The organism is Blautia sp. AF14-40 (assembly GCF_003479665.1).
Taxonomy (GTDB): Bacteria; Bacillota; Clostridia; order Lachnospirales; family Lachnospiraceae; genus Fusicatenibacter; species Fusicatenibacter saccharivorans.
This window is the reverse complement of sequence record NZ_QUHK01000007.1, coordinates 18,468-37,232: the sequence shown is the minus strand read 5'-3', so window position 1 is coordinate 37,232 and position 18,765 is coordinate 18,468. Positions and strand designations below refer to the sequence as shown.

The window sequence follows — 18,765 nt, the reverse complement described above, 5'->3', positions numbered from 1 at the left end:
TCTCCATTCTTTGTACTCATTTATTTCGCTGCATTTCCAAAACAGCTCTCAAATCACGCATCCGGAAACAGATCGTATTTTTCATTTTCGACGAAACCATTTTCTCTGAGTTCTTTGATAAACCGAATGGCTGTTTCAGCTCCCCATTTTCCCTGCAGAAGCATCATAAGCGGAATGTGAATATCCCGGAACTGTCCAAGCGGCCATTCGAACATATGCCGTTCTAATACATTCATCCCACTAAGCTGCAGCATTTCTTCTTCAAAACGCTCTTCATACGCAAAATCAAAATACTCCGTATCTACCCAGAAACGGCCGCCGTTGCCAAGCTCTCTGTTTACTTCATTGGCAAACAAAATGCAGTTCTCCATATTCCACTCATTGATCATGATGGGATGAATGAACCACAGCAGGCGGATCTGATCATTTTTCAGCACCTCCATCGTACCTTGGATTTCCAGCGGCGGAACCAGATTATTTTCATTCTCTAACAAGTAAAACATGTGCCATGCTTCCGGGTACATCTGACGCACTTTTGATGTGTTGTCCTTTTTTATTACACGAATGCCAAATAGCTCCCTCTCGCGTTTTACAATTCTTCCTACGACTTCCATGCTCTCTTTTTTCATATGCTCTTCCTCCTGTACTGATACTGCATGTGGGTTCAGATACTGCACAGACTGAAGTTCTGTGCAGTATCTTATCATGACTCACTGTCCTTCTGGTGTCAGACTTTTGTCCGAACTTCCGCACTCTGAAATTTATGGCTCTTACATTGCCAGATATTGCTCTGCCATGCAGCACAGACTTTCCTCGTCAATGACCTCCAGGAAGGCATCTTCATCCCCGTATAACGCCTTGCCAATATGTTTGATCGCCTGAATTCCAACCATAAGCTCCTCTTCCTCCGGGTATTGACAATAGTTTAACAATCTCCGTATTGTCTTGAGGCTCACTGATTCATCCTCTTCAATATATTCTGATAATTCTATATCCCGCAGGATGCTGGAGGCTACAAAATTATATCTTCTTGCCGTTGTCATGAATCTTTCTGTATTGAACCAGAAACTGATACCATCCTTGTTATCCCGCAGGACATTCGAGAATTTCTTCAGCAGATGGGCTTTTTGAATGGTTGTAACTTTGATCCGCTCCCGTTTTGCCTTGCCCGGGGTATGATAAGCATCTTTCTTAGTAAATTGAATTTGTTTTCCCATTTTGTCCCTCCAACTTTTTTCTTCTGATCTTGTCTTTGTTGTGGGAGAGATATCCCGACCGAAATCGACAATATCTCTCCGCCCTGTTTCACGGCCTTATCGTTCGAGATAAGGCTTTAACTCACTCTCTGCAAACGTTTCGATCTTCGCATCCAGTTCTGACAGCTTCTCCATAAATCGAACCATCAGCTTTTGAAATGCCTGCTCCGACTTTATTTCCACAATTCCTTTCTCATTGCGCTTTGCTTCCTCTTCGGAAAAGATCTCCGTCGTATCTTCAAATACATATGGTTCAACGACCTGATCCATGAAGTTCATCATTGCCTTGTATACTGCTGTCGGCAATGCAATTTTCTTCACCTCGATCATATTGCGAATGTCGTAATATACGTTTTCATCCTCAATATCCATGTCGCTGACAAATTTTCTGAGTCTTTCATAGCACTCCATAATCTGCTGTTTCTGAAAATCAGTTGTTGTATTCATGATCTTTCTCTCCTCTTCATTCAGTTTAATTGGTTCAGCTGTTCTTTCCCGCAGTCCACCCTCCGGTAATTCCAGATATGCTTCCAGCTGTTCCAGCAAGCCTGGAATTCTCGGATCTGGCCCATTTGATGTTGCTCTTTCCCAGTCCTTTACCGTATTATGTGATATCCCAAGTGCGTCGCCAATCATCTCATGAAGCCTTGCCTTACTGGGTACTGCTTTCCCCTTGAATTCGCCCGTTTTCTTGATCAGATTGAGTACGGTTCTATATTTTGCATTATCAAATTTCATCATTTCGCTTCCTCCTTTTTCTTTAATCCGCGATTTTATCATACAATATTTGTTCCTTCTAAAAAGGGTAGGAACAGTGTGAGCAAAAAGGTAAGCAGTTTTCCTAACATTTTCATTCTCCTCCTTTCCTTTTGCCCCATAAAAAGTGTAACCGCTGCATCAGCAAACATCTTGCTACACAACGGTCACACTTTTCCGGGGGTGTTATTTTTATATTCTACAGCTTCATCAGATTTACTTTTTCTGATCTTTCTCTGTACTAAGATATCCCTTTACGATCGCATGGTCCGGAAATCCAGGTTCCACGGATACTCTTCGGCGGTGTTCTTTATCATGGGTTTGAAAATCTTTCCCCCACGGATACGCAATCCGATCGCGCCTTACAAATTCTCTTTCATAATCTCCAAGCTCAACTACAATATCGCGTGTAATCAAATGATCTTCTGCAAATTCATATGCATATCCTCTGTCTGCGTGTTCCTCAAAGATGCTTTGACCGCATGGCGTGTGTCTCTCGAATCCACCCTGTGAAAGAATATGGTCAACCACTTGCAGATTCCAGCTTGTCTCCGTCGTCTCCCGCCGCAGGTTATTGCAGTCTGCAATCATAAGCACTGGATTTTTCTTTTCCTTTGCCTTGTTCACAACAATTTTCAGTTCTTCGGCACGCTGGCTGTAATCCACCATTCGAATCCGAAATCCGGCAACGGTAAGAAACTGTCCGTTCTGGTCTTCCAGATCCACCAGCAGGAAATTCGGATGATTGTTTTTCATCGTTGTAACCACCGAATCATCCACTGCATGAAAAGTGTATACGTCCCTCTTCCAGAGAATTCCAACTTCATTTGTTCCATTATTCTGTGTGACTGCGTGCTGATATCCGGCTCTCTCCATCTCAGCCCAGAAATAGCCAATCGTGCTGTGCTGAAACAGTTCTGTTAACACAATAATGTCTGCATTCTGGTCGATCAGTTCATCGATCACAAACTGTGGAATCCCCTTTCCCATACCACTGCGCTGATTGATGTTCCATCCAATTACTTTGCTCTTCATTTGCTTTTCCTCCATTTGGTTAAAATAATTTTACATAATTCAGAAATACCATCGTCTCCACAGCCGGCGTTCCGGCTGCGAACCGAGCATGCTCTATCCCCTCGGTAAGCAGCAGCCGCTCCCAAAGTTTTGGATAACTCTGGAAATCAAATCTGCAATCATCCAGAATCACATATTCTTTGATCTCTGGATGTTCTTCCAGGTATGCTGCAATTCCGGCACCTCTTTTGTACATCCTGTCCTGCGTGTGTCCCGATATAATCAGGCCATATCGGGCGAGCTTGGAAACCAGATATCTGTAATCTTCATCTGTGGGTTCTAGTTCCTTCCAGTCAGATGACAGAACGATATCCGCTCCGCCAAACTTGCTGATTGTCTTTGCCAGAACCTCCACGCGCGCATCGTCAATTCCCTGATATCCTTTTGGGGTTTGCTGGACGGTGGTCCTGGTATTCAGGACGCCATCGACATCCAGAAATACTACAAAGTTTTTATGTTTTTTGCCCATTTGTGTTCCCCTTTCCCTGCCCTTGCAAAAAAGCAGCCGAATAGATCAAATATATCCGACTGCTTCTGACAAAATTCCGGGGGTGTTATTTTTATTGTCTTGTATTGTTCTTGTCTTCTTTTTCACACTAGACAGACAGTACACTGGCTGTATTCTGTTGTCTTTGCTTCTATTCTATTTTTCTACTGTCCACAATCATTTTCATGCACCTCTCTTTCCTGTAAGATTTTCAAAATAATACTCCATTGTGCGCTGCGTTAAATAGAAATGGTTGAATTCAGATATTCCTAGACGCGCACGATCAGAATGCATACAAGTTTAAATTCGACAAGTTCTTATTTTGCTGAAAAATATTCGACAAATTTTGATTGTCGTCTTGTAATATTACTTTTCCGGGGGTATTATTTTTATAGATGTTCCTGTAATAAAAAGACTTTGCAACTTTCAAAACTAAAACTGAGCAATGGCATATCCCTCTTATCACTAAAAATGCCTTGCTCACAATGCTAATTGTGTCAGAAATCTGATTAGCCATCTTAACTTGGCAGAATGGAGATCAACATGGAGATTAACATGAATATTGAATTTACAGTAAAAGATTATTTTGAGGAATTACAATTAATGGATAAACAATATGCCCAAGAGGAAGCTTTATATCCTTGGGTATATATGTTATTACAAATGATTGAATGCTCCAAAAAAGAAGAAGACTATAAGCTTTCCTTAAAATTAATTGCAAGCGCACGCAAGGCAAACTCTATTCCTGGAAGACAGCTCTTAGGCGGTTACAAAAAAGAATCCGACATTGATTTACCTTTTCCAGATATAGCAATTTTAGATAAGCGATTTGATTCAACTAATGGTTCTGAGGATAATCAACTTGAATTTCTTTATGGATGCGTCGAATGTAAAAAAAAGGATGAAACATTGCCTAATCTTAAATCCGGAACATATAATATCACTAACAACATTTTAAAAATCATCCCAATCAAGCCAACCACTCATTATTATTTCCAGAAAGTTTTAAAAAATATTTGCTCAGACGCAAAGGTCAAGATTAAGGATGAAGAAAAACTTTTGAACGATATTTCTCCTAATACTACAGTCGAACTAATGGATCCCAAAAACGCACTCCCCTCGCTGGTCGACACGAAACAATGGTCCCCTATTTTTACACACAATGCAAAAAATATCAAAATAAATATGGAAGAATATTTAAAAGAAAATTCTACCATTTTTGTTCAAAAAAAAGTTAATCGTTTTTTCATCAAAGAAGCTAAAACTAATTCGGATTATTCTCCTTTTGATGCAGATCTCTCCGAATTATTAGGTGAACTTTTATGGTACGGTAGAGTTCTTTATACAAACGGACTAATATGGACATGTTTTAAAATAACAAAATTGAACTATTCTTCAGACGATGAATCGAACAATCTAAATCTTATTGAGTTAAGGAAAAAACTATTGCATGACAAAAGTTTTGTTTTTGAAAATTTAGCTTTTGAAATTGATGTCGCTGAAATTGCTGATTTCACTAAAAAATACCATAACTCCGAAGATGCATCCACCGAATGGAATGAATTAATTGCTGCACTTGCCAAGATTGACTGGCGTCAAGACCCAACCGTCACTATTAATTGAAATTACAAAATTCTCAATTGTGGGAGATAATATATGACAAATACCAAACAAATAATCATAACCCTCAACGCCAAATCTCTTTTTGATTATTTTCCCAAAAAGCCCACTGAAAACGATCAATGTTTCAAACTGGATTTCTCCGACCCCGTTCACAGCTACGTGGTCACACAGGAAATCACGCGAGAGGATTGTCCTCTTTTTCATCAAATTTATGAAGTTCTGAAGAAAAGACAGGGCTCTTCCTTTCAGGTCACGGAGAAAACTTTATATGATAAATTCCTTATCGTTGATTTTCAGGATATCTTTCTTTCCTTTGACAAATCTTCCGATCCCAAATGGAAACTGAAAGATCAGGAATTTCTTCAGAAAGATGCGCAGGATCTGATCGAGCATGGGTTTGATCTTTATTTTCCAGATTCTGGCAAAACTGTCCATATGTCTGCATTTGATAAGAGTGGAAACATGACCCGGCACAGCAGGATTTCGTTCATTGATGAAACTCTTTACGATGAATTAAATCTCCGTCTCAATTTAGGAATTGATTTTTTCGGAAATAAAATCAAAATAGCAGAAAGTAAATATTATGCCTACCGGGGATTGTATCTGTCTTCTTCCAAAAGAATTGATTCTGAAAAATTACGTCTTACTCCTGAGACATTTGTAGTTGTGCAGGACGAACGGATAGCCTCCGGTAAACGTGAAAACAAACCAGCGACTGGATATAATTATCAGCGGAATGTCCCCTTATTAACAGCAGAAAAAACAACGGATTCAGATGAAACAATAGATTACCAATTTTTAAAACCGAAAACGGAAGAGTTTTTCTATGTAGATACTCCTTTCGATGGTTCTGGCTTTATCACTCCAACCTATTCATGTTATGTCAATACTTCTCTTGGAACATCCGACGCAACCTCTTTTCAAATAAGGCTCCCCTTTATAAAAGGAATGCTTCATGAGGTTGATGTTCACGCATTTTTAAGGGAACATAACAGCGATAACGATTCACACACAAACTTGTATACTGATGCCTTTGGATTTAAACGTGACCTGTATAAAGCCCATGTTTTTGTTACCAAAAGTATGTTTAAGGCATATAGCTGGTTAAAGCAGTATTGTGAAGCTGCAAAAAAAGAGGGTAAAACCATTGATCCGATGGAATTTTATTGCAATGCATTAAAAAAATACGATCATGCATTATATATTTCGGGTACTAATTTACCTTATGGACAGTCAAAATATACGCATTTAAGCTATCAGATGATTAATACCCTTGATTTTTCTGAAACACAATTTGAGCATATTTTAAACAGCCATTGCTCCTTTATTAAAAATCCCATTAATTATTTAAAAAGTTGTGATGGTCTGCTGGATACTGAAAACATGGTCAGTGACGATGAGGCAAACGACACGGATGAATTAGAAAATATTTTTGCTGACACTGAATCGCCGGTATGGAAAAAGGCTCTCTTTAAGAATCCTGCTCTTGCAAATGATATCTATATAAAATCGCAATTGCAGAACATTCAAAAAGGGCTTTTAACAAAACTGGTGAGCGGAAAACTGCTTGTAGAAGGCCAAACACGGTATTTGTGCCGGGATCTGCTGCCATTGCTTGTAAGCCTGCTGGAAAAAGAGACCGATATGGGCGGCTTTTTCACATACTATTTATTTGATCGGTTCTATCTTCCTATGACCTCAAATCAACAGTTAGACAAAAAATGGGATTATCTTTCCTATTATGCCTTTTTCAGAAGCCCGCATCTTTCAAGAAATGAACAGTTTATTATGCGGCGTTTTACAAATACCGATGAAGCGCATTACACAAAAATAGGACATGTAAATTATAATTCCTTTAAAAAGCATCTTAAAATTTATCAAAAATATTTCGGTAAATTAACTGGTATTGTTATGGTTCCACGAGGTTCCGTTGCTCCTTTATGTTTAGGCGGCGCTGATTTTGACGGCGATTTGGTTAACGTTATATTTGATCAGGATGTTGTAAACGCAGTTGCATCTGGGTGCTACGATACAGAAGCGTATCCATACCGTATTCTTCCCATTATCACAATTCCTGCTTTGGATTCTCCTGCTGTTGAATTAAAGGCACATGTTCCATTCGAACATATCAAAAATACCTTTTCCAACCGGATCGGACTGATTTCCAATGCATCCATTTCCATTGGGCAGACCGAGTATGGCAAACCGTTAAATTCATCATCAAATTCCACGAACCAGGTACTTGTGACAAAGCCAAATGCTTCATCAGCTCCTGTTCCTCCTTCGTGTGAACATTGTACCTTATTGACCGGTTTGGAAATTGATGCAGCCAAAAATGGAAAGCACCCTAATTTAGATCCCATTCTAAAGGAGCAAACGCATCAGAATTCCTATCTGACGTTTTTGAAAAAATGGAAACAGTTGCGCTCAGAAGAAAATTATTATTTCAGCAATTTGACTGTCAAAAACAGTAAATCTTCCAACGAAGAGAAGTTCACGATTTCCGCAAAGGATTGTCGGACAAACGCAACTTTTTCTGTTCCAGATTATGGAACCTGTATTAACAAATTGCCTGGCCGTTTTAGAGATGAATTGGAAAAATACAAAACGAAAGAAAAAGTCCGCGATAATACCTTAAAGTTGTTCCTTGCGCCGAAAAAAACATCTGCTAAAAATAGTGCAGCGATCAAAATTTTTGAAACGCAATGCCGTGAGATTTTATCCACGCATTTCTTTTACATCCATTCTCTTCTTCCTATTATAAGAGAAGAAAAAAAAGAGGTTTTCTATGCACCGGAAAATCTTCTGAGAAATTTGTTTCAAATTTATGATGAAGAAACTGCGATTCAGCTTCAAAGAATTACGGTTCCAGCCTTAAAAAGTAAAATACAAGAGCATATTACGGAAAGCAATTCCATTCAGGACATGCGCACACGTCTTCTTCAGGAGCAATGGCTTCTTCAGCCTTCTGATCATCGTGGAAAGGCATTGGAGTACATCATTGGAAATGGATTCAAAGAAGCTTCCCTTGATGAAACGGAGCGAGAACTGCTGTTTCATTTTTATCAGCAGGGATACAAAACGTTATGGTTAATCCTTTCCTGTATAAAGGTGCCAACACAGGATGCCCCTTTTGATGTTCTAAAAGAAAAAGCGATAAAACAAATGGAAAAGTCAGAAGAGAAAAGAAAGTCAAAAAAGGCTCCTAAGGAAGAACTTCCGCCCATCTCTTCCTATGTGGCTTCAAATTCGGACTTCATCAGACACCTGGACAACGCTGCCCGTAATTTTTACGTAAATAATGATGCAAATGCACAACGCAAGCTCTACCGTATTTGTCTCCGCGAATTGGAAGAACTGATTGACCATTCATCTGTCGATATGGGACAGCTTATTACCACATTGCATAAGCTCACAAGAACAAGCTCTGAAAACCGGAATTTCTTCTGGGATGCATTTGTGTGGGAAGATATCGATTCTCATTTGAAAGGAAGTGATACTACATGTTGAATGAAAGAGCGGAATTCGAAGCATATATAACAAATCCCGAATCAAGCTCGCCAAGAATTCAGCCTAAATTACTTACTGGAAATTTCAGTACGGACTGCGGTTTATATGGAATTGAACAGATTCTGGTTGTACTTGCAAGAGGATATATTTTTGACACTTACCGTGAAGATGAAATTTATTCAGATGGGTTTGTTCGCCCTGAACTTTTGAGTGATGCAAAACTCTTTTTACAACGCTGGCTTGGCTTCCATTTTGATCATGCGGATTCTCCGGAAAGTAATCCCACTTCCCGCCGACAAACTTCAAATGGGACAGACTATTTTCGTGAGGCAGACGGATGGTTTAAAAAATATTGGATGGCACATTGTGAGAAAACCGAGAAGGAAAAAGAAAATCTTTGGAAGGAACTGGAGACCAAATGGACCGAAACTTTGTCCGTCAACGATTATCGGGAAAATCAAATAACATTGAATTCCGTAATTGCCCAGGCACTCAATCGTGGGCCATTAAAAGAACAGTATTTGGTCTTTCGAAAAGATCCTTCCGGCACTCCTGTGAAAAATAAAAAAGAACGTTTTTCTTATTTATACAGTCTGAAAGCTGATTCGGATGGCAAAATACACACACTGTATGAAAAAACACGCGAACGCTTACTCAAAAATATAGCTGTGTATCTCTTAAGTAAAAAATACCATCCCAAAGGTCAAACATTTATATGGCTCCATAGAGAGCAGCTTCTCAACTGGTATGGTATTGATGATGCAAAAGGAGTGCGAAGCACCTGGTATTTCCCACGCTGCGTATGGGGGCTGGAAACGAAGGAACAAATTATGGAAGTTTACAGCCGAGAAAATCAATGGAATTTTATCAAATTTTCCATCAATCAGGCATTTCTCTCCTATTTTGACTTCCATCTGATTGAGCCATCACAGGCTTGTGATGTTGATACGTCTAAATATTGGATTCTCCAGGATATGGGGCATGGGGCTAAGAGTCTGAGATGCTTGAAGAACTAATTGAGGGGGTGGCGGTGTCGAGCCGCCACCTTTGGATTAATTACTTGAATATCTCTGAATGACAAGAAGCTGATTTTCCTGTTTTTATATTACAATTTCCGCACAAATACAGCTATGGTCTGGAATTCCTATTTGCGCATATTTATCTTTATACAAATCTACATAATCAGCTTTTTCTACAGCAATAGAACTGGAAACAGCCAAATGATCTATTTTCATATAGTTTTTATATGAGAATCCGTCAATCGGTATCAAAGTAAGATCTATAGCTTCTAAGGATCTTACAATATATTGGTAATTAAAATAATATCTTGAACACTCCTTGCTATATATACCATTCTCATTTATCACTCCGTGGTTCCAATCCCCAGTTAAAATCAAATTATCTTTATCTTCTAAATCATCGACATACTTTATAACTTTGTCAAATTGTTTTTTTCTATCTTTAAAATCCTCTATTGATGAATCAGATACTAAAACTCTAAAAATAATAAGATTTATTTTTTTATCTTCTCCTGTAATTTTAACATGTAAAAAATGTGGTTTTGAAAATGAAGAAATTTTTTCAACTGCTAATGTATTTTTCACATAACAAGAAACGCCTCTCTCCTGATAATCTTCTAACGCTTCTATAGCATTGTACTCCTTTAAATACCTTTTATAATCGGTTGCATCGCAGTTCATATCTTCAACATTTGCAATAATGTCAGCACATTGTTCATATTGAATTTTACCAACTTCTTCACAATGCTTATAGTCTTTAATTGTTTTTCCAAGTTTAGTTTCTATTCGCAAATTCAAACTTGTTTCTAGTATTTTTAGGTTCATTTCTATAGCCCGCCTTTCTGTGAAAGGTACCAATATGTCCTTTTTTCAAAGAATTCCTTCTGTACCTTCTGCAAATTTTTCCTGCCTATTTAATTAAATCTAGATCTCTTTTGGCTCATTTGTTTTTCTCTTTTTCTGACTGTTTTCCCTACTCTGCTGTAAAGGTTTCGCCTTTGAAAAGTTCTGCCCTGGCAACAACTTCATCTGTATCAACAATCATTCCGCCTAAGCCAAGATTTGCATAGACGCTAAGACCGCTTCTTTATACCACCACAATATTCTTACTCAAATTATGTCGCACTTTCCGTTATTCTGCAAGCGAAAACAAGAAATTTCTCTGCAACTTTATCGCAATACTGTTCTCATATTTTCCACCATAAAGTATTTCTCTTCTGCCCACCTAATTTGTTCTGATGCATTTTATTCTGCATAATATTCTTCCCCTGTATCCAGGCAAATCGCCGCCAGTCTTCCATTGTTTTCGCCTGCTCCGCAGTCGATCGCAATGAGATTATTTTTCTTAAAGATATATCCTGGTCTGCTGTTTCCAAGAATATTCTGCGTAGGAGTGTGTCCGCTTACCACAGTAATGTTTTTGAAATATGCGATGTCAAAATCGGTTCTTTTCCACACAAGTTCCTCCACGGAATACTCCTCAAGCCGCCTTGATTCCGAAAAATGTTCCAGCCCTGCGTGAATCAGCCAATATTCCCCATTATTTATGATCTTCTTCCCATACGGACGAAATGATTCTATATATTCCACTACCTGTCGCCGCTCTTCCTGCGGAAGTTTCAAGAACTCCTGAATTGTGCTGATTCCGCCGTTCAACGTCCATTCTGCAAAGGACTGATGTGCCTGTGATGACAGTTTATGAAGAAAGTCCTTCGAAAGTTCCGATACCAGAAGTTTCAGACACGGAAGAGCCATGAGCTCATGGTTGCCCATAATGGGAATGATATTAGGGTTTGCCATCATATATTTCAAGGTATTCATGGAATCCGGCCCCCAGTCGACTACGTCACCCAGTACATAGAGTGTATCATCTTTTCCAAGGGGTATCTGCTCCATCAGGTTCCTGAACAGCTCATATTGTCCGTGAATATCACTCATCGCATAAATCATTTGCTTTTTTCCATCTCTCTTACAAGATCACAAAGTTCTTCTTCCCAGTCACTGATTTCCGAATACCAGATACATCCATACACACCTGGAAGTTTCATATTCCTTGAAGAACATACGATAATGTTGGTTTGATTTCCCTGCGCCTGCAGAATCTGAACTAATTTTTCTCCCGCTTCTGTGTCGCTGATGGCTCCTGACCTCATTGGAAAATGCATATCTGTGATGATCAGATTGAACGGCTCTCCTGCGTTTTCTGCATCTTTCAACATTTTCAGACCATCTTCCACATTAGACACCTGCTCAACCGATGCCACACCACAGCGATTACCTAATATTTTTCGAATTGCATTTGCCTTATAAACACTGTCCTCGAAGTTCAGAACTTTCATATTCTACAGCCGTCCCTCTCATTTTTGTTGTTTGTGCTTTTCATACGCTCGTATCTTCTGTTCGCTTTTGTGTTCTTTCAGAACACCATTTAGATTCTATTTTCTACTTCCAAGCACCATATTGAATGCATCATAATTCTGCGTGTCGTTTCTGCTGCAGAACACCGCATATTCTATCGTGTCGAAATAGGATGCATATTTTTCCTGTACGCTCCGAAATGCCCGTGCTACAATTCTTGGCGGGTTGCAGAAAGCGCCGCAGCCAAACGCTCCTAAAATCAGAACTTCCGCTTCGTTCGATGCTGCCGCCCGAAAAACACGTTCCAGCCTTTGCATCTGAAGTTCGTACAGTGCTTTCTCACTAATCTTAACCGGCGCATTTCCTGCAGACGGGTTCATGGCATTGCTTGGTTTCTTTCGGAGATTCGGGGCTGCGCAGGTAATGATGTCTACCTGATACCAGTCTTTTTCTTCCATTCGTTCCGGCGCAGAGGTGTCGGTCTTAAATACGACAATTCCTGGTGTATACAGCAGATCATCATTATAGAGTGGATCACCTGCTTTCCGATGCGGTTGATAGAACTGATGCCACATCGTTTCTGTGTCCAGGCATGGATAAAGTGTGCTGCATCGGCAAAGACATTCTTCCTGTGCTGTGCTTCCCCGTGTTACACCACCGCCGGGGTTGGTTGCAGAGGCGAAATTCAGGACACAGACTCGTTTTCCGGCTTTTGCATATGCAGAGGCGGCTTCGAAGCTTCTTTTAGATGAAACAATCGTTTTGCAAGGTGATTTTCCAGGTTCTGGAAGTGCAATTGCCTGCGATGGAACATACAGCTTTTGGTTCTGAATCGAAAACTGAACTGCCTGCTGGAACTTCTGGCTTGCTTTTATCAAATCCATAGAATCTTGAAATATCACGATATTATTACTTCTTTTGTCCATTGCACTTTTCCTCTCGTATTCTAATCACACAATGCTGTTCTGATGAAAATCATACACCTTATCCTCCAGTTTCGTCCAGGCTTTTACATAGTCCGCATCGATAAAACAGCCCCTTGCCTGTCGAAATGCACCTGGCTGCTTGCCGCCTTCCGTGGCATATAATCCTGTATCCCAGCAGCCGGCTGATAAGCTGTTGTCTTTCAGGATCAGTAAGCATACCTCGAAGTCATTTGGATAATCACCATCCTTTATGTAGTGGAATCCGGTGAATGTAACGCGAATATTCTCTGCCATGTTTGCTGTCTTTTCTTCCATCTTTTTTCTCCTCATGGTAGGCTTTTTCTTTTGAATATTGCCATTTTATCTCATATCGAACGGAAAATGTTGACAGAAACTTGTCCGTATATAAAATTCAGGGCAATATCTCTGCCCTGAATTTTATAACAAATTGTAACTATTCAGAGCCCCCTCTCGATTCCGCTTACGCTGCATCTCTTCTTTCATCACACAACACTGTTTTAAATGAAATGCAATCCCATACCGCACCATTTTTTTATAGCCCTCCTGCCACAGTGTCTGCGTATAATCTTTATCTCGAATCTGCTCCAATGCCTTCCGGCAATCTCTTTCCAGATCTTTTTTCTCATCTGTATACTTCACTTCTATCACAATTCCTGTTTCTGCATCTCCCGTTTCAATCACAATATCGCTGAATCCTTCTCCCGATTCTCGATTGGAAGATACACGCCAGTCATTTTTATAGCTTAAGATTCCAAGCAGAATTCCATGATAGAAATTTTCTTTCAGTGATTTCCGCACAAAGGTATCGCGTACGCTGACCGTCTTCTGCAAATACAAATTCAAAAGGCTTTCCACCTCTGCTGATTTTCCCCCAAGCAGTGCCTGGCAAAACTGTTCTGCCATTTTTCCGTCTTTTTTCACTTCCTGCTGAAACAGTGTAAGAATCCGTTCTGTTATGATATTTCGAATTTCCCGGTTTGGAATTGCAAGGCAATAGCGGCCATCGCTTTCTCTTCCGCGCTGTGTCAGGTATCCAGTCATGAAAAGTGTACTCCACAGATGATCCATGGTCGAATACAGGTCATTGTAGGTAACCATTTCATCGATTTGTTTGATCACTGTTTTTCCATTTATCAGCCATTCCAGTTCTGTTTTTGTGAGCATATCCGGTTCATTGATACTGTCGATAAAATGATGAATCACACTGTTCCCGCTTGTATTCATCCAGTAATTTTCCGGCTCGGCCTCTGGATTATGAATATGATCATTGCAGTAATTCACAACATCCCACGGACAGTACACATCTGCTTTTCCGAATCGGTATCCGTCATACCATTCTTTTACCTCGTCGTATCGGTTATCCATTTCATAGTCATGCAGCATGGTCTTTACTTCTTCATCTGTAAAACCGAAGGTTTCATCAAATTCTGTATTTGTAATCGAATATACTTTGAAATTGTTCAGTCCGGTAAAGATGCTTTCTTTTGCAATGCGCAGGCAGCCCGTCAAAACGGCAAATGCAAGACTACTGTTTGTCTTTAAAACATTTCCGAACATATTTCGAAGCAGCAATACCATTTCATCATAATATCCATTTTCATGGGCTTTTGCCATCGGAACATCGTATTCGTCAATCAGTACAACCACTTGCTGTTCATAGTGAACTTCCAACAGTTCTGTCAGTTCCTGAAGACTGCTGGTAATGGTGTCTTCTTCCATATTTCTTGTCAGAAGTTCTAAAAAAAGTGCTTTATCAACCCGGCTCAATTTGTCGCTTTCCAGAAGAAATTGAAATCTTCTTGCCTCACGATTGATTGTTTTTATGAGCTGCGCACGGGCTTTTTCATAGGAATCGGCATCAATTCCTTTTAAGCTGATGGAAATAACGGGATATTTTCCCATATATTGTTCACAAATCTCTGTATTCTTAGAAATCTTCAAGCCGTCAAAAAGTGCTGGATCCGTTCCAATTTCAAAGAAATGCTGAATCATACTCATATTCAGGGATTTTCCAAAACGGCGTGGGCGCGTAAAAAGCGTGACCTCACTTCCGTTATTTAAAATCTGTTCTATGAGGGAAGTTTTATCTACATAATAGTAATTTCCATTGCGAATCTTTTTAAAGTTGTCAATCCCGGTCGGGAGTTTTGGATTTCTCATCTTGAAACCTTCCTTTCCAACTTTTGCGGCTTTTGACACCAGCAGCTGTGCTTATGTTCTGATCTCTATTTTAGCTGGTTTTATTTGCTTTGGCAATGGTTCTTATCGGTTTCTAATCTGTCCAATTTTTTATGATCTTATATTGGCTCCTGTCACTAAAAAGAGCTGAATAGGAAAGCAAAATAAAAGCATTAAACTTTTCCTATTTAAATAATTTAATTAAAAATTTATATTACTTAATTATAAATATTAATCCCAAAGCCAATCATTTACATTTCCTTCATAATTTCCATTTGAATCCCAAGAATCACCAGTTGAAGGATTATAAGAACCTTCAGTTCTATTTCCGTTACTATCTTCTTGCCAAAGATTAATATTATCAGAACTTCCATAATAACTTCCACCAGATGAACTCGATCCACCATTGTAATCATTTCCAGAACTAGAATCATAGCTAGAACCACCAGAATAATCAGAGCTTGAGCTTCCGCCACTGTAACTATAATCATTACTGTCGTCATAGTAACTAGAACCACTTGAAGATGATCCGGAACTTTGTTCAGCAGCTTCTTCGGCAGCTTTTCTTTCTGCTTCTTCCTGAGCAGCTTTAGCAGCAGCCTCTTCTTCTGCTTTCTTCTTTGCTTCCTCTTCAGCTTTCTTTTTAGCCTCTTCTTCAGCTTTCTTACGAGCTTCTTCCTCGGCTTTTTCAATAGCAGTTACTCTATCATTGTATTTTGTTACATAATCATCAATCGTACTGTTATATTTGTCAAAGCTGTCCTGCTCAACGGTATTATAATTTTCGAAGTCATTTTTCAAGATATCTTTGAATGTCGTAAATTCGCTGGTAGCGTTTTTGAGTGCTTCCTTATCGTCCACTTTTTCAACATCATCACCAATTTTATCCGCAATTATTTTGATCGTGTCGTCATATTCGGAGACAAAGGAATTCTTCATCTGCGCAATAATTTTTTCATAGTGTGCAGAACATTCCTCATAATCGCCTTCTGTCTTTTTATACTTTTCCGCACTCTCCATCTCTTGTTTCAATGCTTCCAGTTTTTTATTTCTGTCTTCTTCTTTTTCAAATCTCTGATATTCCCCATCAATCTCACTGTTTTTTGTCTCAATTGCCTGTAAGCGAAGCTCCTCCTGATGACGGTCATACGCTTTCTTTGCAAAAACTCCGATGACACAAATGCAGACAATCGCAATACCAATTACAGCAAGCATGATGACTGTCTTTTTGTTTTTGTTCTTTGTTTCCATCTCGAAACACTCCTCCTTTTTCTTTCTGTTTCCCGAAAAATCCATGTTTTCTATGTTCTTTTCCATATTTTTATTGATTTTTCGTTACTCATTTTTTCATCACATTCATTATATCGCAGCTCGTTTTTCTTTACTATTTCTTTTTATGTAATTTCCAAAAAATCCTCACTCTTTGATTTCACAAGATTTTAAAATAACACTTTCCTTCCATCTTATCTTACGTGATGTTGAAATACCCCGGAACACAGTTCATCTCTTCCTGCCCTCCGGGGTACCTCTTAATCTAATTCAGCCACTTTAAAGCTCTTCAAAATGCGAATCACCTGTTCTTCTTCTTTTTCTGTAAATGTACCGTCTGGTGCTTCTGCGATAAATGCAACTGGTGTCGGATAGTCAAAAGAAAATTCGTCTACGTCCTCAGCCTGACCTGCAAATTCAATCTCGCCAAGACGGGATGTCGGTATCACTGCGAACAACGTGCTGTCTACAGGAACATAATCATCATCAATGCCAGCCATCATCTCGCCTGTGATATGTACTCGTGCTACCATAAATTCGCCAAGATCTGAACAGTCACGATCGGTTCCCCATGGATATCCAGGCACGAAATTAGAAGTGTCTGCCTGTGAAACCTGTGCCTTCAGCATATCACGCGAATAGCCGCCAAGCGCGCCTTGGCAGTACCAAAACGAAACGGTAACACCTCTCTCGTTTGTCAGAACAACGTTTTCTCTGACCGCATCCATGGAACCGCCAACTTCCTCCGTCTGAATTTCCCAGCCTTTTGGGATTTCAAACTGGAATGCCGTGCTGTCACACTGATTTACTTCTCCATACCGTGTAACATAGATATCTCCCTGCTCTCCAGTTTCCGTCCATTCCATATCCTTCTGCCAGTCTGCACTTGACTCCCAGTGTTTTGACCAGATTGGATCAAAGGTCCGGTCAAAAAGATCTGTTTCCTGCATTTTTTTATCAATGACCGGGATATCAACCACTGCTTTTCCTTTGATTCTCGGGCTGATGGAAAGCTCCAGTGAGCCCGCATATCCACCCAGGTCGTCCTTCATGGATACCTTTGCCTGGCCTCCTGCTTTTCCAACTGCTCCGCCGGAAAGATTCAGGCCAGCGCTGTCATATAATTTTGCGCTCAGCCGGATGTCAATGTATGCTTCCAGCCTTCCGTTCACCTCAACCGTACTCCACTCAAGTCCGTCTGAATTCAGATTTCCTTCTTTGACTTCTTCTACTTTGCCTGTTCTGCTGTCATACTGGAATCCCAGGGTGCTGTCGGCTGTTGCACCATAAGAGCTGTGAATACCGCCCTCCAGACTTCCCACTGCCCCGACAACGGCTTCCAGATGATTTGTAATAACAATCGGTACAATACCGGCGTTGAACTCGATATTCGGCAGTTTTCGTTCGTAAACGGTTTTTTCCTTTTCAAATTCTTTCTCGCTGTTTGCGCCGCATTCCAGGGAAATACCGGCTTTGCTCCTTACTGCAATTCCACACTGGACTTCACCGTCTTCGATATCAATCTGAAGTTCCAGCCAGAATCCCCATCCTGCCTCTCCTGAAAACTGAACGGGTTCTTCTTCAACATTGATTGAGACACTGTAATCGTAATCACTGTTTTCTTCCTCTGTCTCTTCTTCCGATTCATCTTCGGACAGTCTTTTAATAATATAAGCGCTGTTATTTCCTGTTTCACTTGCACCATCCTCCGTCAGCCGGAACTGTTTGATAATATGTGCCTTTTCGAATACATCCAGCAGGGTCGCCGGCTCTGTTTCTACCCGGTAACCCTGATTCGTTTTTTCTATCTGCACTACTTTTCGAATAAATCCAGAAGGCGCTGCACTGATTTCTCCCGCAACAAGAACATCTCCGGTCTGGTAACCAGGATCTTTTTCAAAGGTGAGACTGTTGTCAGAAACTTCCGTTGGCTGATCTTCTGATTTCATCTCATTGGTAATCACCTTTACATTGTCTTTTACAATGATGTCAGGATCATCCGTACTGTTTTCTGCTGTGCTCTCATCCGATGTGCTGTTTTCCGATACACTTGTATTCTGTTCTTCCGGATTCTGTTCCGGCTTTGTACTCTTCTGTGTATTTTGAGCTGCAAAAATTCCAAACAGAATCAATGCCAGAATGATTGTGCCTGCCAATACTGCGCGGATCCATTTTTTCATCTGTACCTGCTCCTTATTCTGCCTGTCAAAGCGGATATTCGCAATCCGCTTCGCCACTTACTTGATTCGTTTAAAATGTGGTGCATCAGATTTACTGATTCACCACAT

General features: G+C 40.0%; 16 protein-coding genes. 3 read left to right on the top strand and 13 right to left on the bottom strand.

From position 1 onward, the window contains the following. Positions 1-53: 53 nt before the first annotated feature. The 5 genes from DWW13_RS07205 to DWW13_RS07185 all read right to left on the bottom strand — a co-directional run bounded on the left by DWW13_RS07205 (position 54) and on the right by DWW13_RS07185 (position 3,555). Positions 54-629 (bottom strand): hypothetical protein, encoded by a 576-nt coding sequence (locus DWW13_RS07205; protein WP_055228066.1) that lies wholly within the window; start codon positions 627-629, stop codon positions 54-56. Positions 630-770: 141 nt separating this feature from the next. After that, on the bottom strand, positions 771-1,217 hold the full coding sequence (locus DWW13_RS07200) for a hypothetical protein (protein ID WP_055228067.1): 447 nt from the start codon (positions 1,215-1,217) through the stop codon (positions 771-773). A gap of 96 nt (positions 1,218-1,313) precedes the next feature. Further along, a complete protein-coding gene (locus DWW13_RS07195; protein ID WP_147398239.1) occupies positions 1,314-1,997 on the bottom strand; it encodes a hypothetical protein in 684 nt (227 codons plus the stop codon). A gap of 231 nt (positions 1,998-2,228) precedes the next feature. Beyond that, positions 2,229-3,047, bottom strand: coding sequence for an endonuclease/exonuclease/phosphatase family protein (locus DWW13_RS07190; RefSeq protein WP_118666530.1), 819 nt, complete (start codon positions 3,045-3,047; stop codon positions 2,229-2,231). A gap of 19 nt (positions 3,048-3,066) precedes the next feature. Then, complete coding sequence (locus tag DWW13_RS07185; RefSeq protein ID WP_055266274.1) at positions 3,067-3,555, bottom strand: HAD domain-containing protein; 489 nt, start codon at positions 3,553-3,555, stop codon at positions 3,067-3,069. Between the two features lie 573 nt (positions 3,556-4,128). Between DWW13_RS07185 and DWW13_RS07180 the strand changes: the two genes are divergently transcribed. From DWW13_RS07180 to DWW13_RS07170, 3 genes are read left to right on the top strand one after another with little or no spacing between them, the layout of a single operon-like run. After that, entirely contained in the window at positions 4,129-5,196 is a 1,068-nt protein-coding gene (locus DWW13_RS07180) for a hypothetical protein (RefSeq protein ID WP_147398317.1), read from the top strand. Positions 5,197-5,229: 33 nt separating this feature from the next. Beyond that, positions 5,230-8,706, top strand: a complete 3,477-nt coding sequence (locus DWW13_RS07175; protein ID WP_118719711.1) for an RNA dependent RNA polymerase — start codon at positions 5,230-5,232, stop codon at positions 8,704-8,706. Next, positions 8,700-9,722, top strand: coding sequence for a hypothetical protein (locus DWW13_RS07170; protein WP_118719709.1), 1,023 nt, complete (start codon positions 8,700-8,702; stop codon positions 9,720-9,722). Before DWW13_RS07175 ends, DWW13_RS07170 begins: the two co-directional genes overlap by 7 nt. An 84-nt stretch (positions 9,723-9,806) precedes the next feature. Here the strand turns inward: DWW13_RS07170 and DWW13_RS07165 are convergent, their stop codons facing one another. From DWW13_RS07165 to DWW13_RS07130, 8 genes are all read right to left on the bottom strand, one after another. Beyond that, a complete protein-coding gene (locus tag DWW13_RS07165; RefSeq protein WP_118719707.1) occupies positions 9,807-10,550 on the bottom strand; it encodes a hypothetical protein in 744 nt (247 codons plus the stop codon). A 420-nt stretch (positions 10,551-10,970) separates the two neighbouring features. Beyond that, the gene (locus DWW13_RS07160) at positions 10,971-11,675 is read right to left on the bottom strand and encodes a metallophosphoesterase (RefSeq protein ID WP_118719705.1); all 705 of its coding nucleotides are present in this window, start codon (positions 11,673-11,675) and stop codon (positions 10,971-10,973) included. Continuing rightward, on the bottom strand, positions 11,672-12,064 hold the full coding sequence (locus DWW13_RS07155; RefSeq protein ID WP_055228083.1) for a response regulator: 393 nt from the start codon (positions 12,062-12,064) through the stop codon (positions 11,672-11,674). The genes DWW13_RS07160 and DWW13_RS07155 overlap by 4 nt, the downstream gene beginning before the upstream one ends. Before the next feature lie 96 nt (positions 12,065-12,160). After that, positions 12,161-13,009: a TIGR02452 family protein gene (locus tag DWW13_RS07150; RefSeq protein WP_118719703.1), complete on the bottom strand. Its 849-nt coding sequence runs from the start codon at positions 13,007-13,009 to the stop codon at positions 12,161-12,163. 24 nt (positions 13,010-13,033) lie between these two features. Further along, positions 13,034-13,324, bottom strand: coding sequence for a hypothetical protein (locus DWW13_RS07145; RefSeq protein ID WP_118719701.1), 291 nt, complete (start codon positions 13,322-13,324; stop codon positions 13,034-13,036). A gap of 123 nt (positions 13,325-13,447) precedes the next feature. Next, positions 13,448-15,190, bottom strand: a complete 1,743-nt coding sequence (locus tag DWW13_RS07140) for an AAA family ATPase (protein WP_118719699.1) — start codon at positions 15,188-15,190, stop codon at positions 13,448-13,450. Between the two features lie 249 nt (positions 15,191-15,439). Further along, positions 15,440-16,459: a hypothetical protein gene (locus DWW13_RS07135; protein WP_147398316.1), complete on the bottom strand. Its 1,020-nt coding sequence runs from the start codon at positions 16,457-16,459 to the stop codon at positions 15,440-15,442. 278 nt (positions 16,460-16,737) lie between these two features. Continuing rightward, positions 16,738-18,657, bottom strand: coding sequence for a hypothetical protein (locus tag DWW13_RS07130; protein WP_118719695.1), 1,920 nt, complete (start codon positions 18,655-18,657; stop codon positions 16,738-16,740). Between the last annotated feature and the right edge of the window lie 108 nt (positions 18,658-18,765).

Excerpts from the sequence above, each read along its gene's own strand:
- DWW13_RS07135 (WP_147398316.1), bottom strand. The coding sequence starts at position 16,459 with ATGGAAACAAAGAACAAAAACAAAAAGACAGTCATCATGCTTGCTGTA.
- DWW13_RS07130 (WP_118719695.1), bottom strand. The coding sequence starts at position 18,657 with ATGAAAAAATGGATCCGCGCAGTATTGGCAGGCACAATCATTCTGGCA.
- DWW13_RS07160 (WP_118719705.1), bottom strand. The coding sequence starts at position 11,675 with ATGATTTATGCGATGAGTGATATTCACGGACAATATGAGCTGTTCAGG.
- DWW13_RS07195 (WP_147398239.1), bottom strand. The coding sequence starts at position 1,997 with ATGATGAAATTTGATAATGCAAAATATAGAACCGTACTCAATCTGATC.
- DWW13_RS07180 (WP_147398317.1), top strand. The coding sequence starts at position 4,129 with ATGAATATTGAATTTACAGTAAAAGATTATTTTGAGGAATTACAATTA.
- DWW13_RS07190 (WP_118666530.1), bottom strand. The coding sequence starts at position 3,047 with ATGAAGAGCAAAGTAATTGGATGGAACATCAATCAGCGCAGTGGTATG.
- DWW13_RS07145 (WP_118719701.1), bottom strand. The coding sequence starts at position 13,324 with ATGGAAGAAAAGACAGCAAACATGGCAGAGAATATTCGCGTTACATTC.
- DWW13_RS07150 (WP_118719703.1), bottom strand. The coding sequence starts at position 13,009 with ATGGACAAAAGAAGTAATAATATCGTGATATTTCAAGATTCTATGGAT.
- DWW13_RS07165 (WP_118719707.1), bottom strand. The coding sequence starts at position 10,550 with ATGAACCTAAAAATACTAGAAACAAGTTTGAATTTGCGAATAGAAACT.
- DWW13_RS07170 (WP_118719709.1), top strand. The coding sequence starts at position 8,700 with ATGTTGAATGAAAGAGCGGAATTCGAAGCATATATAACAAATCCCGAA.
- DWW13_RS07185 (WP_055266274.1), bottom strand. The coding sequence starts at position 3,555 with ATGGGCAAAAAACATAAAAACTTTGTAGTATTTCTGGATGTCGATGGC.
- DWW13_RS07175 (WP_118719711.1), top strand. The coding sequence starts at position 5,230 with ATGACAAATACCAAACAAATAATCATAACCCTCAACGCCAAATCTCTT.
- DWW13_RS07155 (WP_055228083.1), bottom strand. The coding sequence starts at position 12,064 with ATGAAAGTTCTGAACTTCGAGGACAGTGTTTATAAGGCAAATGCAATT.
- DWW13_RS07200 (WP_055228067.1), bottom strand. The coding sequence starts at position 1,217 with ATGGGAAAACAAATTCAATTTACTAAGAAAGATGCTTATCATACCCCG.
- DWW13_RS07140 (WP_118719699.1), bottom strand. The coding sequence starts at position 15,190 with ATGAGAAATCCAAAACTCCCGACCGGGATTGACAACTTTAAAAAGATT.
- DWW13_RS07205 (WP_055228066.1), bottom strand. The coding sequence starts at position 629 with ATGAAAAAAGAGAGCATGGAAGTCGTAGGAAGAATTGTAAAACGCGAG.